Raw genomic sequence first — 21,365 nt, 5'->3', positions numbered from 1 at the left:
CTCAATCCAAGTAGTATCATCACATAAAGGACATCTCTTAGAAAAGTTCCCGTTCTGCCCATTCCCTGTCTTTGTCTGTAAGGATGCTACTTGCTCTGTCGCATCCTTTAAGCCATTTGCTTGGTTGTTTAACTTCTGTGTTCTTCTTATCCTCTCTATCATTTCTAAAAGTTTTATATTGTTTTCCACAAGCTCGTCCCCCTTCTCTATTTGAATTGTTATTATCATCAAAGCTGTTAATATCTTTATTCCAAATGCTATTATCATCATTGCTGCTATTTTCATTTAAATAACTTTCAAACTTTGTTCCAAATAAAGTTTCTGGTCTTAAATATTTTTCCATGCTACAACCTAACCAAGACTTAGACTTTCTATCAATTACATTTTTGAAGTCATCTATAAAAAAGCCTTCCCTTACCCTTGCATTTATTAATTTCTGAGTTTTTCCAGTTGTTAACCTATACTTCTTGTGGCATTTTTCATTTAAATAATCAATAACTTCCCCGCAAGAAACTTCTTTAGTCTCTACACTTCCAGGGGCTCCACTTTTCTCTCTGCTCTCTTCTGTTTCACCTTCACATCCAGTTCCTGCTATTTCCTCTGATGTTCTGTCGACTCTAGTAGCTTGTCCCAAATTTTCTTTACATAGTCCTAACTGTGTTCCTGCTACGCTTTCAGTTTCTGATGTTTCTTTAGCTATTTGCACTACTGGATCTATAATTCCTAATTCCTCAAGATCTATCGATTCATTGACCTGCTTCATATTTTCATTTTTCTTAACTGATTTTTTTGTTATCATATTTTCATTAACCTTTATAACTCTACGTTCTACAGTTTTCCTGTCTTCTTTGTAAATATAATTTATGATAATATATCCTTTTTTCTTTAGTGTATTAATTATTGTAGAGCACCTAGATTTGCTTAAATCAAAGAAATTTGCAAAATAATCATTTCTTGCATAACACCCTGCCACCCCATCTAAAGATGATATCTCCACTAAAAAAACCTTTTCTATAAGTGTTAAATCTTTTTTCAACCATAATTCACTTGAAATCCAAATGCCTTTAAATGCTCTTTCCACTAACATCCACTCCCTTTAGTTTTTTATTTCTTAGTATTTCAGTTTTTTATTTTCTCAAAAGCTAATATTTTTTAATATTATAAATTTAAAAGACAATATATCTAAAATATATTAACTTGTATTATTAACTTGTATTATTATCTTTTAAGTTTTCGAAATGCCCCCTTTAAGTTTTCGAAATACCTGCTTTAAGTTTTCCAAACACCTATTTAAAACTTCTTAAATAACTGAAAATAATAATCTTTCAAATATTTTTTTCAATAATTTAATTTTTTTTTCAAAAAGTTAATTTACTGCATATCTTTAAGTATAAGAGTAAATTTTTAAGGAGGTATTTTATAAATGGAAAAAAATATTTTTCTCAATTTTTTCTTGATTTTACTTAATAAAACTTGTATCATATAAATTATAGAACATATGTTCTCATTGTGCAATGTCTTTATAATGAAAATATTAACAAATTTATTAAGAAAGAGTTTATCTGTATTTATTTATAATTGGAGGCGAAATTTTTATATGGAAGTTATCGAATTGTTGATACTTGCTAAAAATGGAGATGAAAAATCAAAAGAAAAGTTAGTTGCTAAATATTACGGCTTAATAATTCATCAAACTAAATCAATCTTCTTAAATGGCTATACCTTTGAAGACCTTGTCCAAACTGGTGTACAATCAGTTCTAAAAGCAATAAATAGTTTTGATATAAACAAAGGAATTGAAAGTTTTAATGCTTATATTTTTTGGGCTATTAAAAATAACTTTAATTATTTATGTAGAAATGAGATTAGACATAGCCAGTGCCTTAGTTTAAACATTGTAATGGGAGATGATATGGAATCTATAGATCTTATTGAATCAAAAGAAACTGTAGAAGACATTGTTTTTAAAACCGTAACTTTAAAAGAGTTACGGTTTGGGCTACAACTCTTAGATAAAGAAGAATTAGAACTAATAAGCTTTTTATACTTAAATGATTCAAATGACAATAAACAATATCTATCTAAGTATGCGCAATTAAAGGGAAAAGATTACTACTATTGTACAAGCCTAAAAAAACGAGCATTAAAAAATCTAAAGTCATCTCTTCATTAGGCTATCAAAATAGCAAAGAGCCCTAAGAGTTAATACTCCTAGGACTCCTAATTCATATTCAAAAAAATAGTTTTAAATTCAGATATTTTTTTCAAAGTGCATTAAACCATATTTCAAGGTACAAAATAGACTAACGCATATTGTCTTGTTATGTTTTTTAAGATGTCTACTATGGTATAATAAACTTAATCATAAAGAAAATTATATTAATAAATTTACTAATGATCTTTTAGGAGGAAATAACTTATGAAATATAAATTAATTTGTATTGATATGGATGGTACATTATTAAATACTGATAACCAGGTTAGCGATGATAATATTAAGGCTTTGAAGAAGGCTACTGAAATGGGAATACATATTGCTATAACTACAGGTAGAATTTACGCTTCTGCTAAATATTATTCTGGAATTGTTGGCATTGATGCACCTATAATAACTGCTAATGGAGCTTCTATTAAGGATAGTGGTGATGGAAATGTTATTTATAACAATCCTATTCCTTCTGACATTTTAATTGGCTGTGCAGAAATATTAAAAAAACATAATTTAAAGGCTAATTTTACAACTGGGGATACTATTTTTACCTCATATGAAATTCCTGAAACTCATTCTTATAAAATAACTAACAAAATTGTTCCTAATGAATTTAAGGTTAACTTTCTTGTTTTTGATGATATAAAAGATGGTATTTCTAAATTTGAAGGCAAAATTTTAAAATGTTTTGTTGGTGAAGATGGTAATTTAGAGGGGTTCAGAAATGCTCGAACCGAAATTACTAAGACTTTTGGTGATTTTCTTCACATTGTAAGTTCTGGAGTAAATAACTTTGAAATTATGCAAAAAGATTCTTCAAAAGGTAATGCAGCTAAAATGTTAGCCAAAAGACTTGGAATAACTAAAGATGAGGTTATATGTATAGGTGATTCTGAAAATGACTTATCTATGATTCAATTTGCAGGCATGGGCGTTGCCATGGGTAATGCTATGGATCTTCTAAAATCAGAAGCTGATTTTATTACAGAAACAAATAATAACTCTGGAGTAGCTAAAGCTATAGAAAAGTTTTGCTTCTAATTAAGCAAATTAAATCCCCCTGAGGTGTAACAAATGGAATTAGTTCCATTTATTACACCTCAGGGGGCTTTATATATATTATCTTTTACTTAAAAAACTTACTAAACTATTAACAGTTGCCATATCACTTCTTTCTAAATCTGTTGGTTGAAGCTTTATTCCAAATACTTCTTCGATTTTTAATAGAACTTCAATTATTCCTAATGAATCTAAAAGACCCGCTTCAAAAAGATCTAAATCTAACTCTTCTCTTATCTCATCTGTTCCTGTTACTTCCTCAAAAATATCTAATACTTTATCTTGCATTGTAAATTCCTCCTAATTTTTTATTACTTTATGATGCCTTAGTCATCTTCAAAAAATATCATGCTAATATGCTAGTATTTTTTTTCAAGTGACTTATAAAAATTAACCTCTAAAAATCCAACCTGAGAATAAAAATAATCCAAAGCATGCCACATTAAAGTTTATAGCAATTTGTGTCCACTGGAACCATTTTTCTTTTTTATGTTTCCTGTAGAATTTTGATTTTCTTTGGAATATATCAGTAAGTACTAATACACTACCTTGATATAACCCATATATTATATAAAACCATTCTAGGCCATGCCATATACCCATTACTAGCATTGTTATCATTTGTGCAAAATGAGATGCTGTAAATCTACTTTTGAATCTCTTTTTTCTCATTGAGCTTAATACTATTCTAGAGTATAAATAATCTCCAAACCATCTTGATAATGATATATGCCATCTAGACCAAAACTCTTTCATATCTTTACTTAAGAAAGGTTTATTAAAGTTATCTGGTGTTTTAATACCTAATATATAACTTGTTCCTACTGCAAAAGAACTATATCCTGCAAAATCAAAGAACAAGTATAAACTATACGCATACATATAATTTAATCCATTTACGAATGTTATATCTGCTGGAATTTTCACCATCCAGAAAGTATTTATTATATATGCTAATACAAATTTGTATCCAAGACCTATAACTATTTTTTTAATACCTGTATATAAATAATCATTTATATACTCATCTTTTGCAATTGGTTTTTCTAAGTTTTCTTCAAATCTTCTAAACCTATCTATAGGACCTGAACTTAATGTTGGGAAGAATAAAAAGAAGTATACCAGGCTTGAAAACTTTACATCTTTTATTACCCCATCATATATTTCGATTATCATTTGTATAGCTTTAAAGTTAAGGTATGATAACCCAATAAATCCTATTGGCCCAAAGCTAACAAATGTAGATAGCTTTGTTATTATTACAGGTAACATTGATAATAGCAATGCTATGTAATATATTATTTTATTGTCTGTTTTTTTTCTTATGTTTAAATAAGCATATATTACAAAAAACTCTCCTACTATAAACATAATAAATAGTACTAAATTAAACCTTCCATTACCTACTATTAAACCCACCATTAATATGGATATAATTACTCCATAAGATTTAATGCTTTTTTGTCTAATTCCTAATATTATTGCAGGAATAAATGATAATAGTAATATATATAGGTATAGATAATCTCCATATTGCGCTAATTTCATTATTTAATTTCCTCCATAAGTTTCTTTCTATCAACTTTGTCGTTGCTATTTACCGGAAACTCCTTCATAATCTTCATGTTTCTAGGAATCATATATGTTGGTAAATATTTCTTAAGTTCTTCTTTTATAATTAGAGTGTTTTTTAAATTACTTAATGTATTTTCCTTTTCTAATATAACAAAAGCTACTAAATGTGATATTTTACCCTCTTTATTTACTGGTAATACAACTGTATTTTTAATGTTAGTTACTTTTCTCAAATTATTTTCTATATCTTCAAGCTCTATCCTAAAACCATTAAGCTTTATTTGAAAATCTTTTCTTCCACAAAAATAAAGTATATTTTCTTTATAATATCCCATATCTCCACTTTTGTATCCTCTATACATAACCCCTTCTATCTCTCTATCAAAGAATACTTTTTTAGTCATTTCATCATTTAAATAATAACCCTTGCTTACACTCTTACCTAGTATTACAATTTCACCCTTTTCTTCATCTTGAACTTCTTTCCCATTATCATCCACAACAATAATAATAGATCCATCCATTGGATAACCTATTGGTAATTCTTTATTACCTTCTAATATTTCATCTGTAATATCTATAGCTGTTATTGCAACAGTAGCTTCTGTTGGTCCATAACTATTAATAATTCTAACATTTGGGAATCTTTCTCTTAATAAAGCAACTGTTTTAGGTGGCAGAACTTCGCCGATAAAATACATAGTCTCTAAATTAGGCATAAGTTCTTTTCTAAAACTGTCATCTTGCATACACAATGAAGCAAATGCTGGTGTGGATATCCATAATCTCATATCAGATTTTTTTAATTCATCAAAGGTTTCTCTCATATTTTCTAGTGTTTTTTTAGATAAACTAAATAATTTCTTTCCATTTAATAATCCTAAATATAAAGGCATAACAGATAAATCAAAAGAATATGAAGGTTGATTTAATATAGCTGTATTTTCATTTCCAACTTTAAGATACTCTGTAAACCACTTTGTAAATGAGTCTAAATTATTTTTGCTTATCTGAACGCCCTTAGGCTTTCCTGTGCTTCCTGAAGTAAATAATATATAACAATTATCATCTCCAGATACCCAATTATCTTCTGAAACTTTATTTCCACTATATTTAGCTATAATATCTTCTATGTTCTCTTTTGTATAAACATTTGGAACTTCTAAGTCTCTATCTGTAAGGTTAATTACTATTTTAGGATTAACTTCTTTTATTACTTGTTTCACTCTTTCTACTGGAAATGTTACGTCTAATGGGATATATGCTCTTCCTGATTTTAGAGCGCCCATCATTAAAACTAAAATTAAATTTTCTTTATTTCCACAAATTATAATAGGACTTTTATCATTAGGATACTTTTTTATAAAATAGCTAGCTACTTCATCTGATAACTTGTCCAATTCTCTATATGTTAATTCTTCTCCTTCACAATTAATAGCTATACGTTCTTGCTTTGCATATTCTTTCATTTTATATAATATCTCCATAATTCCCTCCACCTTATCACCTTTCTTAAGCCTCATAAAATAAATAACCCACCAAAATTTCTTATCTTTTTTAACTCTCTAAAATTGATTATATATAAACGGTAAGTCCTTTAGTGTAGATAATGCAAATATCAAAAACATTGCTATTAATATTAATGTTAGTAATATACTATCCCATAACTCTTTTTTATTCTTTATTAAAGTAATTATACATTTCTTCATCTATATTAATCCATCCTTTCCAACCTAAATGCATTACATCTCGAAGGTAATATTTATCATATTCTTTACTTTGTAAATTCAATACATCAAAACCTTTATCTTTAGCCATTTGTTCTATAGTATTATAAAATAAATCTCTTTTTTCTTTAGTTAATCCAAGATAATCATAGTATAATCCATTAACAGGAGCTAAAATTATTAATGGTTTTACCCCTAAATCACTACTTACGTTTAAAAATGTTTGATAATCTGCTACTTCTTTAGAACTTAAAAGGTCTACATTTTTCAACCTACCCTCAAGTTGATCATATACATCTTTAAGGTATGTATCATAGTAATAATCATCAACATTAATATCATTATTAGTTACATTGCTAGCACCCTCTGTTTCTGCCCTACTATTTTCCTCTTGCCAATTAATGCTTTTTATCTTAACATCTTTTTTATCTTCTAAATTTTTAGTTCCCTTAATTGTTTGAACTTTATCTTTTACTTCTAACATATATTCTTTTGTCGCATAATATGGTTTTATCAAACCTAATGCTATTTTAGAAAATACATTATTTTCAGAGTATAGCTTTGCATATATGCTTTCTTCTCCAAACTGGTCCCCACTCTTTAATAACTCAGATATTCTTTGTGCATATTTTATTTTATTTTCTTTGCTTATTTTATCATTATTAAATATTTTGTAGAATTGCAATTCAGAAAAATTCACACTAAAGTCGCTTCCAGCTAGTCCCAGCGGTTGTTCAAACCATTGAGATGAAACTATTAGCGCTATTTTATCATCACTCTTTAAATCACTTATACTACTTAATATTGCAGTGTGTTGTAATGATTGTGTATATGATCTTCCATAAATACTTACATCATAGTCGGCTCCTTCAAAAGGGAAAATATTTATAGGATTTTGATATACCTGCGATGATAGTTCTGATGATCCTAGTAAAATTAAATCACCTTCCTTATGCATATCATCTTTAAGAAGCACACCTCTATTTCTATTTATATTATTATAATCATGTTTTATGGTTGTTAAATCTTTTTTATCTTTTACTTCTTCATATTTTTTATCTAAAATAACATTAAATGCAAATGCAAAAATAATTGTACATATTATTGGAATTATAAAATATCTATACTTTTTCATTTATTACTCCTTTAGGCTAGCACCTATGGGGTGTAATAAATTGAATTAATTCTATTTATTACACCCCATAGTTACTAATTTAATTATTTGATACTGTCTACTATATATTTAACTTGCTCTTTTGTTAATTCTGGATACACTGGTATTGCGAAAGTTCTATGTGAAAGATATTCTGAAACTGGCATATCTCCTACTTTGTATCCTGAATTTTTATAAGCTTTTTGAAGATGCAATGGTACTGGATAATAAACACCAGTTGCAACCCCTGCACTCTTTAATTTTTCTAGAACATCTTCTCTATTTTCTGATTGTAATATATACATGTGATAAACATGCTCGTTACACTCTTTACATATTGGAGTTACTAAGCTTTCATTTTGTAATTCTTCATTATATATATTAACTATATCTCTTCTTTTTGAGTTCCAGTTCTTTATTTCTCTAAGTTTTACTCTAAGTATTGCAGCTTGAATTGCATCTAATCTTGAGTTAAACCCTATTAAATAGTTGTAATATTTTAAAGGATTATAAACTGTATCATTTGCACCTTCCGCTTTTGCTACTTCTTCTTTAATTCCATTTATTAAATTATAAGCTTTTTGTCCATTTTCTCCACTTCCATGAGTTCTTAAAGCTCTTATTATTATAGCTAAGTCATCATTATCAGTTACTATCATTCCGCCGTCCCCTGCACAACCTAAGTTCTTAGTTGGGAAAAATGAGAAACATGAAACATCTCCAAGTGAACCTATATTTCTACCTTTATATTTTCCGCCTATTGCCTGGCATGCATCTTCTATTACTAGTAAGTTATGCTTTTTAGCTATTTCATTTATTTCGTCCATATCTGCAGATTGACCAAATATATGAATTGGCATTATTGCCTTTGTTTTTGAAGTTATTTTTTCTTCTATTTTTGTTACATCTATATTGAAAGTATCCGCTGTTACATCTACAAATACAGGTGTTGCTCCAACTGCTGATATACTTTCAGCAGTTGCAAAAAATGTGAATGGTGAAGTTATCACTTCATCCCCTTCTCCAATTCCCATTGCTTTTAAGGCTATTATTAAAGCATCTGTTCCATTTCCTACTGATATAGCATGCTTTACTCCTACAAACTCAGCAAATTCTTTTTCAAATTCTATAACATTTGTGCCCATTATATAGTTAGCAGATGAAAGAACTTCTAAAGTTACCTTATTTAATTCTTCTGCAAGTGAGTTATATTGAGCTTTTAAATCTATTAAAGGTATATTCATGTTTTTACTCTCCTTAATCATATAAATTAGTCTAATTTATATTCATCCATGCTGAACTTAATTTCAAAATCTAGTTCAACATGAAATTCTATATTAGATTTATTATTTTACTAATAAAATTTCCTTAGTAATTTTCACTAATTCTGTAGCTATATATTTTGCATCTTCTAATGCTAATGTGCTATATACTGGCAATGTTATTTCATTTATATATTGAGCATATGCATTTGGATAATCTTCCATTTTATATCCTAGGTTTTTATACAAAGTAAACATTGGTAGAGGTTTATAATGTACATTTGTTGAAATACCTTTTTCAGCCATTTTTATTATTAAAGTATTTCTTTGCTGTTCTGTAAACCCTTTTATTCTTAATGTATATAAATGATATGAACTTTCTGTTCCCTTATCATCTTTTGTAAATGGAGTTATAGCAAAATCCTCATTTTTTAATATATTATTATATATTTCAAATATTTCTTTTCTTCTTACTAGCATTTCTGGGTATCTTGTTAATTGAACTCTTCCTATAGCTGCTGTAATATCAGTCATATTACACTTATAACCATCTGTTATAATGTCATAATCCCAAGATCCTGGCTTTGTTTTTTCTAGTGCATCCTTTGATTGTCCATGTAATGATGTAATTTTAAAGTTTCTAAATAAATCTTCTTGTCCTTTAAAGTTATTATCATTAAAAGTTATTGCTCCACCTTCTGCTGTTGTAAAGTTTTTAACTGCATGGAAAGAAAAGGTGTGGAAATCACATTGTGACCCAACTTTTTCACCTTTATATTTTGATCCAAAAGAATGTGCAGAATCACATATTATTATTATGTCTTCTCTGTTCATATCTTTTAAAACTTTTTTAATCGCATCAAAATCACAAGGTACTCCTGCAAAATCTACTGGCATTATTGCCTTTGTTTTATCTGTAATAGCTTCTGCTATTTTATCTTCATCCATAAAAAATGTATCTTTTTTAACATCTACATAAATAAGTTTTATTCCTCTATGAATAGATACACTTGAAGTAGCTGTATAAGTATAAGGTGTTGTGATTACCTCATCACCTTCTTTAATATCAAAAATCTTTAATATAATCTCCATTGCCGCTGTTGCACTATTTAATGCTACCGCTTTATTAGATTCGCAATAAACTGCTAATTCATCTTCAAATTTCGCAAGATTTGGACCTGATGTTATCCACCCCGATCTCATAACATCTGCTACAGCAGTTATTTCTGCCTCTGTTATATCTGGAGGTGAAAACGGTATATTTCTTATATTTTCCATTTTATTCATTCCTTTCACCAATTGTAACTTATTTTATATTTTCCAATATATATTATACACCTTAATAATGTAGTGGTATATATTGAATTTGTTTTATGATGACTTATTTAGTAAAACAGCCCTTTATAAGTCCTATTCCTATGCTGGTATGTATAGTTAGATATATCCATAATAATTTTATAGGATTTTTTCCTGCTGCATGTTTAAAATAAAACATTGTATATATCAATAAATATGGTACATAACATAATAATAAAGGTACTATAGTTTTAACTGCTAATAATATTGCTATTATATTATAAATTACAAATGCTACCGGAACCATTGTTATTATACTAAATTGTTTTGGATCTTGTTTTATAACTTTAGATTCCCAATATCCATAGTTAAACATTTGTTTTTTTATATCTTTATAGTTATCTCTAGTGAAATAAGTAAACTTTATACTTGGATCAAAAAGCATTTTACCGCCCTGCGCCCTAATTCTTTTATTAATATCATTATCTTGATTTTTAACTAACTCTTCATTGTAACCACCAACATTTTTCATGCTTTCTGTTTTGTAACAACCAAAACTAGCTGTATCTACATATTGTTTCTTATCTGAATATCTGTATGATGCTGTTCCACCACCAAATAAAGTTCCTCTTGCTAATGCATAATATTGTCCTATTTTAGTTTTTGCATCAAATGTAACTTTTCCACCCACACATACTGCATCATTTTCTTTTATTGATATAACGCTATTTTCTATAAATTCCTTATCAAATGTGGCATGCGCTCCAACAACAAAGCAATAATCTGTTTCTGAATTATTTAATCCAATATTAAAAGCTACTGCTTGTATTTTCTTAGGATTATTGAATAATTTTATATTGCTATATTCAGTCATTAACTTCTCTACTACTTTAGTAGTATTATCTTTAGATTCGCCATCAATTATATATATTTGATACTTATCTTTTGAGTATGTCTGATTTTCTAAACTTCTAATACATTCTTCTATAAAGTTCTCTTCATTATAAGTAGCTATTATTATTGTACATTCCACCATTTATACCTCACTCATCATTTTAATTTTAATTTTTCTAAATTTTTTAGCATCTTCTAATGGTTCTGCTGGTGACCCTACCATAACTTCATTGTTATTTACGGATTTATTAATTACAGCTCCCATTCCTATAGTTACATTTTCTCCAATTGTTATTCCATTTATTACTGATGTGTTTGGTGCAATCCACGTGTTTTTGCCAACTATGCAACTTCCACTAATTTCAGCACAAGCTGTTATTGTACAATTTTCTCCAATAACACAGTTATGTGCAATGTGTACATGATCATCTATTTTCACATAATTCTTTATTATAGTAGGATTAATAGTTCCTGAACATATTGTTGTAATTGCTCCAACTTCAACATTATCTTCTATTATTACTCCTCCAATATGTGGTATTCTATAGTTGATTCCAGATTTATCTTTTTCAAACCCAAAACCAAATCCTCCAATAACACAATTTTCTCTTATTATACAATTCTCACCTATAGTTACATTATCTTTTATTTTAGCTCCAGCCATAATAATAGTATTCTTCCCTATTTTAACATTATTACCTATATAACATGTAGGTTCAATAAAAACACTTTCATGTATATTTGAGAATTCTGATATATAAGATCCATTTATTAATTGAATATTCATTTTATTTTTTTCTTCATTTTTCAAAACTGCATTAACCACTCTTGCATACTCGTATCTAGGATTTTCTGCAAAAACATAAGTATTTTTTCCAAATTTTATTTTACTTTTATATTCCTGTTTTAATATTATAAAACAGTTTTCTATATTGTTAACTATTTCTGCAAGTTCTTCACTATATTTTTTGAAAAATATTATAGTATTTTTTTTAATATTTCCTATAGTTGATACTCCATTTATTTCTATATCTTCATTTTGGATTATATCTACATATCCAAGCATATTTATTATTTGTGAACTTATAATTTTCATTATAATATTCTCCTTCTACTCTGTTATTTTAAAATCTTTTTTCTCATAACTCTTTATATTTTCAGATATCTCATTATTCATTTTTTTTAGTTTAAATTCTAAAAACTCTTTTAATCTATCTTGATTATTAAGACTTTTTTCTTTCCACCATATAGGATGAGTTAAAAATTGTATTTTTTCATTTTCTATATTATCAAGAATCTTACACATACAATCTTCCTTCCATAATCCTTTACTATCTGAAATATATTTAAATTGTTTGAAAAATTTCTGTGAATATGTATTTATATATTTACCAAGTTTTAAATCACTATTTAATATCCTTTCTGTTGGTCTATGAAAAGATACTGATTCTATCTTTATATCTAAATGGTCATTTAAAAATTCACATTCTTTATCAATACAAAATAACATATCATCAATAGTTTTACATTCATGGCAAGTTTCATCAAAGTGTAATCCAACTTCATGCCCTAATGATATAATTTCGTTAATTATTTTAGTATATCTTTGTTCGAAAATATTATAAAAAGGAGCATTTATCCATATAAAATAACATGCTATCATTCCCATATCAGCTTCTATTTTAGCCATTTCTAGTGCTGCATCTAAGTCTAAATCTACATCATGTCTTATTATTATTTGTTTACCATTAATTTTTTCTTTTAGAAAGCTACTTTTATAGCCTGCATCTTTTATTTTTTTTATAATTTCCTTATAATGTTCGAATGAAAAATCACATTTCATAATATTTTTCTCCTCATTTTCAGCAATTTAGTTTTTTTAGATTGCTACATAAATGTAAATTAAAAATACTTATTATTTTAAATTTATTATAACACAAAACAATCCTAAAATATGTAAATACTGATTTGTTACTTTAGGTCTTTAAAAAAAATAACAAGTCAAAGTGGATATACATTGACTTGTTATTTTTTGAAAATGACTTAACAAATTAGTCGTCGCTTTTACCTACTCCTGAAAGAACTAGCCCTTCATTATGTTGCAACGCCCAGCTAATACCCCAGTCATTTTGGAATATAAGTATGTTTCTACCTTTAAAGTCCTTAACTTTCTTTGTATCTGAAGTTAAGTTTAATTTATCTGCCTCTATTTCTTGGTTTTCTATCCATCTTGCATATCTATAGGAAAGTCTATCCATTTTAATTTCAACATTATATTCATGGTTTAATCTGTATTCTAGAACTTCAAATTGCAAAGCTCCTACAACTCCAACTATTATTTCTTCCATCCCTATGTGGAGTTCTCTAAATACTTGGATTCCACCTTCTTGTGCAATTTGTGTAACACCTTTAACGAATTGTTTTCTCTTCATTGTATCTTCTGGTCTTACTCTTGCAAAATGTTCTGGAGCGAAAGTTGGTATTCCTTCAAATTTAAATTTCTTTGAAGGTGCACAAAGTGTATCTCCTATTGAGAATATACCTGGATCAAATACTCCGATTATATCTCCTGCATATGCTTCTTCAACTATTTCTCTATCTTGAGCCATAAATTGTTGAGGTTGAGCAAGTTTTAGCTTTTTGCCACCTTGCATATGGAATACATCTTCACCCTTAGTGAATTTACCTGAACATATTCTCATAAATGCAATTCTATCTCTATGAGCTTTATTCATGTTTGCTTGTATCTTAAATACGAAAGCTGAGAAATTATCTTCAAATGGATCTATAGTTCCAACGCTTGAATTTCTTGGAAGTGGTGATGTAGTCATGTCTAAAAAATGCTCTAAAAATGGTTCTACACCGAAGTTTGTTAATGCTGACCCGAAGAATACTGGTGTTAATTCTCCTGTTCTAACAGCTTCTAAATCAAGATCATCTCCAGCTATATCTAAAAGTTCTATATCTTCCATTAGCTTTTGATGAAGACCTACTCCTAATATTTCTCTAAACTTTGGATCATCTATAGCACCTTCTATTGCGTCTACTGCCTTTGCTCCATGGTTCCCAGCTTTAAAAGCTATGATTCTTTTATTGTCTCTTTCATAAACGCCTTTAAAGTCACTACCTGAACCAATTGGCCAGTTCATTGGATAAGTTTTAATTCTAAGTTCATTTTCTATGTCGTCTAATAATTTAAATGGATCTTGAGCTTCTCTATCCATTTTATTTATGAATGTAAATATAGGCATTTCTCTAAGTGAAGCAACTTGAAATAGTTTTCTTGTTTGATCTTCTATACCCTTAGCCGCATCTACAACCATAACTGCACTATCTGCAGCCATAAGTGTTCTATATGTATCTTCTGAGAAATCTTGATGTCCTGGAGTATCTAGTATGTTAATACAATTATTATTATAGTTAAATTGCATAACTGATGAAGTAACTGATATACCTCTTTGTTTTTCAATTTCCATCCAATCAGAAACTGCATGTGTTGAAGCTTTTCTTGCCTTTACTGACCCTGCAAGTCTTATAGCACCACCATATAACAGAAATTTTTCTGTTAATGTAGTTTTACCCGCATCAGGATGAGATATGATAGCGAAAGTTCTTCTTTTCTCTATTTCATTTATATAATCAACCAAATTATTTTCCTCCTTGATTTATGTATCCTAATTATTTATTATAACCTAATATATTATAACTTAAAAGTGGAATATAGTTAATTGTTAGAAATATAATTGTTTTCTAACAATTAACTACCTATAAATCTAATTTTATATTCTAATCTATATATTCTACTTTTATATCTTCTCTTAATCCATAGCATTGCTTCATGAAATAAGGCATATTATTCCAGTGTCCTAAACTATGTCCGTGTATAGTTTCTGGTACTCGTTTAAATGTTAATATTCCATTACTACCATTTGCTCTATACTCTTCTATAGCTTTTATATTATAATTTTGAGAATATGAAACATATTTATATCCTTTATATGCCTTAGATACGTTAACTACAGATAATATTATACATATGCTAATCATAAATATCTTTATTAAATTTTCAAATCTATCTTTTAATATAAATAGTAATAGTAGACTCACAGAAATTATAAGTACCATTACTAATATAGACGCTCTATTAAATCTATCAATAGGAACTATATTTATAAATATAGCTAATGTTAAAAATATAATAAAGAATTTATTTTCAAAGAATTTTACTATTGAATAAACAACAAATATCATCATTAGTATTAATGATGGAAACATTACTCTGTATGTGTCTGCATATCTAGCATCTGCTATTAATAACATCATTTGTGCACCAATTGCATTTACTGTACAAAATAAAACCATCGGCTTATTATCTTTAATTAGTATTAAAGTTGTCGCATATAAATTCACTATTAAATATAACGCTGTAAATCCAATAATAAATATAATTTTCTTTATACTTCCTTCAAAAAGATTAGAAATTAAACCTCTATATAATATTATATAAACATACATAAATATAGCAGTTGTAAAAGCAACTATTATCCCTATATTAATCAGATAAAGTGACTTATTAGCTTTCACTTTATTTGTATAATGTAATATTGTAAAAATTGAACATATCGAAATTATAATTACAAATATTGCTACCTGTTTAGAAAATATGTTTATTTTTAAAACTGCAGATAAAGTGTCTAAAAAAACTATCTTAGTCCCAGTTTCCTTATCAGCTTTCATTCTTAATATAGATCCAAATAGTATAGTTCCATATCCTAATAGTAAACTTACATAATACCATAGAACTTTAATATTCATTTTTTTTCTCTTAACTAATATATAATAAATACTAGTCATTATCATAAATCCTATAGCTATCATCCCCGATTGTTGTGATGATGCCCCAGAAAATAGAGCTATTATTACCAGAAAAAAGTTCACCTTATAATCATCATTATTTTTTTCATATTCTTTCAAAATCATGTATCCATATAATATAACAACCCCCATAGGATATAAATAATTTAGGCTACAAGCTGCATAATATAGTGTATCTTGACTTATCTCTATATGTAATAATAAGAAAAATAAGCTTGAGGCTCCTGTTGCAATTAAAAATCTCTTATTATTAACAAACTCTCCTACACTTACTTTTGCTATTAAAAAAGCAACTAATACTATTACAATAGGATTTACTATTCTAAAGTATAATATTTTATCTAGCAACAATATTTGCAAAAGGAAATGAATCCATACTCTCCCATTTGCCTTTAATTCCTCTAGTGCAAAAGCTGGTATATTATTCATAGAAGCTACCGCATCTCTACTATAATATAAATCATCTGCATATAAAAAAATATATTTATGTATTGCATACATTATAACTAGTAGTGCAATAAGGAAAATATATTTACTATATTTAAAAACCCATTCTTGTTTTTCAACTTTTTGACTCACAATTATATCCCCCTGCCTTTTTATATAATATTGTCTTCTTTTATAAAATAATTAGGCCTTTTTTTACTTTCCATATACGTTCTAGCTAAATATTCTCCAATAATTCCAAGCGCTATTAGTTGAATTCCTCCAAAGAACATAATTAAACAAATCATAGATGCATACCCTTGTACATCTTTACCATTAATTAGTGTTGTAAATATTATATATATTAAATAAATAAAACTTCCTATAGCTGATAAACTTCCAACAAAGGATGATACTTTTAATGGAATTGTTGAGAATGATACAATTCCCTCTATTGCATATCTAAATAATGATATGAATGACCACTTACTTTCGCCTTCTATCCTATCTTCACTTTCATATTCTATCCATTTAGTATCATATCCAACCCATTCAAAAATCCCCTTGCTAAACCTATGATACTCTCCAAGTTTTAGAACTGAATCTACCATTTTTCTTGACATAATTCTATAATCTGTTGCCCCTCTAGTTATAGCTATATCAGATATAGAATTTATAACTTTATAAAATAATTTAGAACAATGTGATCTCATAAAAGATTCACCTTTTCTGCTTATTCTTTTAGTTGAAACCGAATCCCAACCATCTTCTATATAATTAATCATTTCTAAGATCAATGCTGGTGGATGTTGTAGATCTGCATCCATTAAAACTACAAAATCTCCTTCTGATTTTTCTAAGCCTGCTAATATAGCTGCCTCTTTACCAAAATTTCTTGAGAAAGAGATAAACTTAACTCGATTATCATCTTTTGCTATTTCTTTTAAATTTATTAATGTTTTATCCTTACTTCCATCATTAATAAATATATATTCAAATCTATATCCATCAATTTTTTCCAATACTTTATTACATTCAACATAAAATATATTTATCATTTTTTCTTCATTATAGCATGGAACAACTATTGTTATTCTCTTATCATCCATAAAACTCCCCATCCCTTATATAATATTTCCTACTTCTTTTTATTTAATGCCTTGCTAACTAATAAATAGTTTATAGGTATACTAATAGAATATACTATGAATGGAGCTATTTTTTTAGGAATGCTAATATATATAAATATGTTTAACATTGATAATTGTAATATATAATTAAATCCATGGGCTAGTACAAATTTAATTCCACCCTCTTTAGATGGTTTTGTTTTAAAGGTAAAATAATTTGACAGTATAAAATTAAAGCATAAACTTACTAAATAACCTAATGTATATGCTACATTTGTACCTAAACTTGAATATAAGCACACATACACTATATATTGTATCGCTGTTGCTATCCCTCCGATAATTCCAAATCTAAAAACTTCTCTTGCCTTCTCCATAATAGTATTTTTCACCAACACTCTTTCTCCACCCCTTTTATTTTACACATTTTTCACTTCATAAGTTTACCATTAATAACATTTACTTTCAATACATTTTACCCCTACACCGCTATGCATGATCTATTCATTAAATTCTTTTCGTGAATATTCATGATGTTCCATACATGCTAAATTAAGAATTTTATATCCTTCTTCATTAAAGTCTATTTCTGTAAGACTTGTTTGTTTTATAAATGGAGGCTTCACTATTGAATCTATTTCTTGATTTTGAAGCATATTTAAAAATCCTTTTAAAGTTACTGTATGGGTAACTATAAGTATAGTTTTTCCTTTTTCTTTTTCTAATATTTTAGTAATAGTATTATAACTTCTCTCTCTAGATTCATAGTAATTTTCCCCAGCAACTGAAATATATTTTGATGGTAAGTTCCAAAAATTAAAGTGATTTTCTTCACTAAGCTCTTTTATTTCATCTTGACATAGACCTTCCCATTGTCCCATGTTTATTTCTCTTAACCCATCATCTGCTAACAATTCTATATCTCTATCACCTTTTATTATCTCTGCTGTTTCATACGCTCTGCCACTTGGGCTTGAATATATAACATCTATATGTAAATCATTCATTCTATCTCTTAACCATTTACCTTGTTCACGTCCAAGCTCAGTTAAAGGAGAATTTCCAAAGCCTTGCATAATACCTTTTGTGTTCCACTCTGTTTCCCCATGTCTTGTAATATATAATTTTGTCATAATTATTCCTCCTTTAGTCACCCCTGGGGTGTAATTTATTCCATCATTTCAAATACTATAATAATGAAACAATTTAATTTATCTCATTGTTTTAAACATTAGAAAAGTGAGGATTAATTTAATCCTCACTGATAATTTAATCCCTACTGAGTAATTTAATCCTCACTGATAATTTAGACTAACTTTATTTGGTTTACTTCTATTTTATCTACTTCAATAATTTCTAAAATTTTATCTGATCTTTCTTTTGTTAATCCTGTGATTATTGTATATTTTACATTTTCAGCTTCTAGGAAACTTAAAATTGCTTTATCTACTGCCTTTGCAACTTCTTCATCTTGCCATCTTACTCCATCCTTTGAATAACCAAACTCTCTTGGAACAAAAAATATATGATTATACTTTGGTAGATCCCTTAATGCTAAAACATATAAATCTTTTAATATTTCTATTTCTTTTACAGTTCTCTTTTTATCCCCTAACATAAATCTACCGTATATGTATGGTACAAAGGTTGCATAATCAGTTATTGCATAGTCAACTTCATTTAAACCATCTTCTAAATGAAGTTGTCCTAAGTATATTCCATATTGCTCTGCTATGTTTTCAATCATTCCTTTATCTCTTAAATACTCTGTACTATATTCTGTAGCGACCCCTACATTTAAATCTCTTATTTTTAATTCAACATATAATTGTTGTATTAAAGTTGTTTTTCCACATCTTGGTCCACCTAAAATAGCAATTCTATTTGGCATTAGTTATTCCTCCAAAGTTTAGACATATTAAAATGCCTTATATTAATTTTAATTTCTTTAAGCCTTCATATATACCTTCATTTTCTACATTTTCTGTGAAATCATACGCATGTTCTTCTAGCCTTGCATGATATCCACCCATTGCTATTCCGTGTTTTACAACTTGGAACATTTCAATATCATTTTCTCCATCTCCAAAGGCATAGGTATCTTCCTGATTTATTCCTAGTTTTTTTATTAATTGCTCAATTCCATAACCTTTAGTGTATTTACCTATATAAATTTCAAAAGAATTTCCGCCTGGATGAATCATAAATGCATATTTATTTTTATATTTTTCTTGAATTTTCTTATACATATTTTCATCATTTAGAACTACCACTATTTTATTAGTTCTAACAGTTTTTATATCCCACTTATCTATAAAACGAGCATCTCCAAGTCCTGAATCCTTAATTATTGCTTTCATTTTATCTCCATCTAGATTTAAAACATAACTAGCTTCTTGTCCTTCTAAAATATAGTCTATTTTATTTTCATGAAAATACTCTACTAATTCTGCTAACATAGAGTTTTCAATAGGATAATCAAAGATAATTTCATCCTCAATTTTTGCATATGATCCATTAGATGCAATGTACCCATGAAGTCCTAGATTTAATAAATCTTTATTTACAAAACTCATTGGTCTTCCTGTTGCAAGTATTGTTAAATATCCTGATTCTTTTAATTTTTTTATAGATTCCCTTGTTTTCTTTGTAGGAACATTTATACCGTTTGCACAATCTATTATAGTTCCATCTACATCAAAAAATATAACACCTTTATATGTCTTCATAATTCCTCCATCTATTCACTATACTGAATAACTTTTTAATACTACTAGATTTCCTTTTATTTCATAATGTCCAAGTGTCGCTGGTATTAATATGCTATCTCCAGTTTTAATTTCTTCTATGTATCCTGCTGCAATCACTTGTCCACATCCTTCTACGCATGTTAGCATATGGAATCTTTCTTCATCACTCATTTGCTGAGCTACTGTCTTTATTGTATATTTTTCAATACCAAAATATTCATTTTTACATAGTAATGCTGATTTAAAACCGCCAAAATCTCTTTCCTCACCTTTAAGATTTTTGCATTTCAAATCAAATTTTATTACATCTAAAGCTTTTTTTACATGTATTTCTCTTGGTCTACCATAATCATAAACTCTATAAGTTACATCACTGTTTTGTTGTATTTCTGCAATAATAACACCTTCACATATAGCATGTACAAGTCCGCTATCTATTAAGAAACAATCACCTTTCTTAACTTCTATTTTATTTAAGAAATCTTCTGACCTACCTTCTTCAATTGCTTTTGCAAAAATTTCTTTATCACAATCCTTAGTTCCAACTATTAAAGTAGCTCCTGGTTTTGCATCTATAACATACCACGCTTCTGTTTTACCAAATTCATTTTCATGTTTAGCTGCGTATTCATCACCTGGATGTACTTGTACTGATAAATTTTCTTTTGAATTTATTAATTTAATAAGTAATGGGAATTTCTCTGCATTAACCTTATTACCTAAAAGATTAACGCCTTCCTTTTTAATTAGTTCTTCAAATCCCATTCCTTTATATTTTCCATTTGAAACAACTCCTGTACCATTTTGGTGACAAGCTATATCCCAACTTTCTCCTATTAATCCTTCTGGCATATTATTTCTGAAGTTTTCGAAATCTCTTCCACCCCATATTTTTTCATAATATAAATTTTCAAATCTAATTGGGTACATAATATCTATCTCCTTATATCTTAAATATATTTTTATAGATTTTATTTAGGAACTTTTTAAAAATAATAGGCTCACAAAG

General features: G+C 27.9%; 20 protein-coding genes. 2 read left to right on the top strand and 18 right to left on the bottom strand.

The features are described 5' to 3' along the window. Nucleotides 1-37: 37 nt before the first annotated feature. Nucleotides 38-1,081 (bottom strand): conserved phage C-terminal domain-containing protein, encoded by a 1,044-nt coding sequence (locus J1C67_RS19440; protein ID WP_244980271.1) that lies wholly within the window; start codon nt 1,079-1,081, stop codon nt 38-40. A 516-nt stretch (nt 1,082-1,597) separates the two neighbouring features. Between J1C67_RS19440 and J1C67_RS09515 the strand changes: the two genes are divergently transcribed. Beyond that, nucleotides 1,598-2,173: a sigma-70 family RNA polymerase sigma factor gene (locus J1C67_RS09515; RefSeq protein ID WP_167867367.1), complete on the top strand. Its 576-nt coding sequence runs from the start codon at nt 1,598-1,600 to the stop codon at nt 2,171-2,173. A 246-nt stretch (nt 2,174-2,419) separates the two neighbouring features. After that, on the top strand, nt 2,420-3,250 hold the full coding sequence (locus J1C67_RS09510) for a Cof-type HAD-IIB family hydrolase (protein WP_167867366.1): 831 nt from the start codon (nt 2,420-2,422) through the stop codon (nt 3,248-3,250). A gap of 78 nt (nt 3,251-3,328) precedes the next feature. Here the strand turns inward: J1C67_RS09510 and dltC are convergent, their stop codons facing one another. The 17 genes from dltC to J1C67_RS09425 all read right to left on the bottom strand — a co-directional run bounded on the left by dltC (nt 3,329) and on the right by J1C67_RS09425 (nt 21,286). Next, nucleotides 3,329-3,556 (bottom strand): D-alanine--poly(phosphoribitol) ligase subunit DltC, encoded by a 228-nt coding sequence (gene dltC, locus J1C67_RS09505; protein ID WP_167867365.1) that lies wholly within the window; start codon nt 3,554-3,556, stop codon nt 3,329-3,331. Nucleotides 3,557-3,658: 102 nt separating this feature from the next. Continuing rightward, nucleotides 3,659-4,816, bottom strand: a complete 1,158-nt coding sequence (gene dltB / locus J1C67_RS09500) for a D-alanyl-lipoteichoic acid biosynthesis protein DltB (protein WP_167867364.1) — start codon at nt 4,814-4,816, stop codon at nt 3,659-3,661. Beyond that, a complete protein-coding gene (gene dltA / locus J1C67_RS09495; RefSeq protein ID WP_167867363.1) occupies nt 4,816-6,330 on the bottom strand; it encodes a D-alanine--poly(phosphoribitol) ligase subunit DltA in 1,515 nt (504 codons plus the stop codon). The genes dltB and dltA overlap by 1 nt, the downstream gene beginning before the upstream one ends. Nucleotides 6,331-6,517: 187 nt before the next feature. Then, nucleotides 6,518-7,705: a D-alanyl-lipoteichoic acid biosynthesis protein DltD gene (gene dltD, locus J1C67_RS09490; protein WP_167867362.1), complete on the bottom strand. Its 1,188-nt coding sequence runs from the start codon at nt 7,703-7,705 to the stop codon at nt 6,518-6,520. A gap of 83 nt (nt 7,706-7,788) precedes the next feature. After that, on the bottom strand, nt 7,789-8,967 hold the full coding sequence (locus tag J1C67_RS09485; RefSeq protein ID WP_167867361.1) for a DegT/DnrJ/EryC1/StrS family aminotransferase: 1,179 nt from the start codon (nt 8,965-8,967) through the stop codon (nt 7,789-7,791). 102 nt (nt 8,968-9,069) lie between these two features. Next, a complete protein-coding gene (locus tag J1C67_RS09480) occupies nt 9,070-10,263 on the bottom strand; it encodes a DegT/DnrJ/EryC1/StrS family aminotransferase (protein ID WP_207253595.1) in 1,194 nt (397 codons plus the stop codon). Nucleotides 10,264-10,366: 103 nt separating this feature from the next. Next, nucleotides 10,367-11,317 (bottom strand): glycosyltransferase family 2 protein, encoded by a 951-nt coding sequence (locus tag J1C67_RS09475; RefSeq protein ID WP_167867360.1) that lies wholly within the window; start codon nt 11,315-11,317, stop codon nt 10,367-10,369. Continuing rightward, the gene (locus J1C67_RS09470) at nt 11,318-12,271 is read right to left on the bottom strand and encodes a UDP-3-O-(3-hydroxymyristoyl)glucosamine N-acyltransferase (RefSeq protein WP_167867359.1); all 954 of its coding nucleotides are present in this window, start codon (nt 12,269-12,271) and stop codon (nt 11,318-11,320) included. Between the two features lie 15 nt (nt 12,272-12,286). Then, complete coding sequence (locus tag J1C67_RS09465; protein WP_167867358.1) at nt 12,287-13,018, bottom strand: hypothetical protein; 732 nt, start codon at nt 13,016-13,018, stop codon at nt 12,287-12,289. A gap of 208 nt (nt 13,019-13,226) precedes the next feature. Beyond that, nucleotides 13,227-14,822 carry a peptide chain release factor 3 gene (locus J1C67_RS09460; protein WP_089966613.1) on the bottom strand — a complete coding sequence of 532 codons (1,596 nt, stop codon included), beginning with the start codon at nt 14,820-14,822 and terminating at the stop codon, nt 13,227-13,229. Between the two features lie 139 nt (nt 14,823-14,961). Further along, nucleotides 14,962-16,629: a DUF6056 family protein gene (locus J1C67_RS09455; protein WP_167867357.1), complete on the bottom strand. Its 1,668-nt coding sequence runs from the start codon at nt 16,627-16,629 to the stop codon at nt 14,962-14,964. A 20-nt stretch (nt 16,630-16,649) separates the two neighbouring features. Further along, on the bottom strand, nt 16,650-17,585 hold the full coding sequence (locus J1C67_RS09450) for a glycosyltransferase family 2 protein (protein WP_167867356.1): 936 nt from the start codon (nt 17,583-17,585) through the stop codon (nt 16,650-16,652). Nucleotides 17,586-17,614: 29 nt separating this feature from the next. Next, nucleotides 17,615-17,983 carry a GtrA family protein gene (locus J1C67_RS09445; RefSeq protein ID WP_167867355.1) on the bottom strand — a complete coding sequence of 123 codons (369 nt, stop codon included), beginning with the start codon at nt 17,981-17,983 and terminating at the stop codon, nt 17,615-17,617. Nucleotides 17,984-18,106: 123 nt separating this feature from the next. Beyond that, nucleotides 18,107-18,739 carry a histidine phosphatase family protein gene (locus tag J1C67_RS09440; protein WP_167867354.1) on the bottom strand — a complete coding sequence of 211 codons (633 nt, stop codon included), beginning with the start codon at nt 18,737-18,739 and terminating at the stop codon, nt 18,107-18,109. A gap of 173 nt (nt 18,740-18,912) precedes the next feature. Next, the gene (locus J1C67_RS09435; protein ID WP_089966617.1) at nt 18,913-19,497 is read right to left on the bottom strand and encodes an ATP/GTP-binding protein; all 585 of its coding nucleotides are present in this window, start codon (nt 19,495-19,497) and stop codon (nt 18,913-18,915) included. Nucleotides 19,498-19,534: 37 nt separating this feature from the next. Beyond that, nucleotides 19,535-20,335 carry an HAD family hydrolase gene (locus J1C67_RS09430; protein WP_167867353.1) on the bottom strand — a complete coding sequence of 267 codons (801 nt, stop codon included), beginning with the start codon at nt 20,333-20,335 and terminating at the stop codon, nt 19,535-19,537. A gap of 18 nt (nt 20,336-20,353) precedes the next feature. After that, complete coding sequence (locus J1C67_RS09425) at nt 20,354-21,286, bottom strand: type I phosphomannose isomerase catalytic subunit (protein ID WP_167867352.1); 933 nt, start codon at nt 21,284-21,286, stop codon at nt 20,354-20,356. Nucleotides 21,287-21,365 lie beyond the last annotated feature (79 nt).

Origin of the sequence: Clostridium gasigenes (assembly GCF_017348895.1) — a bacterium.
GTDB lineage: Bacteria > Bacillota > Clostridia > Clostridiales > Clostridiaceae > Clostridium > Clostridium gasigenes.
This window is presented reverse-complemented; position numbering and strand designations above follow the sequence as displayed.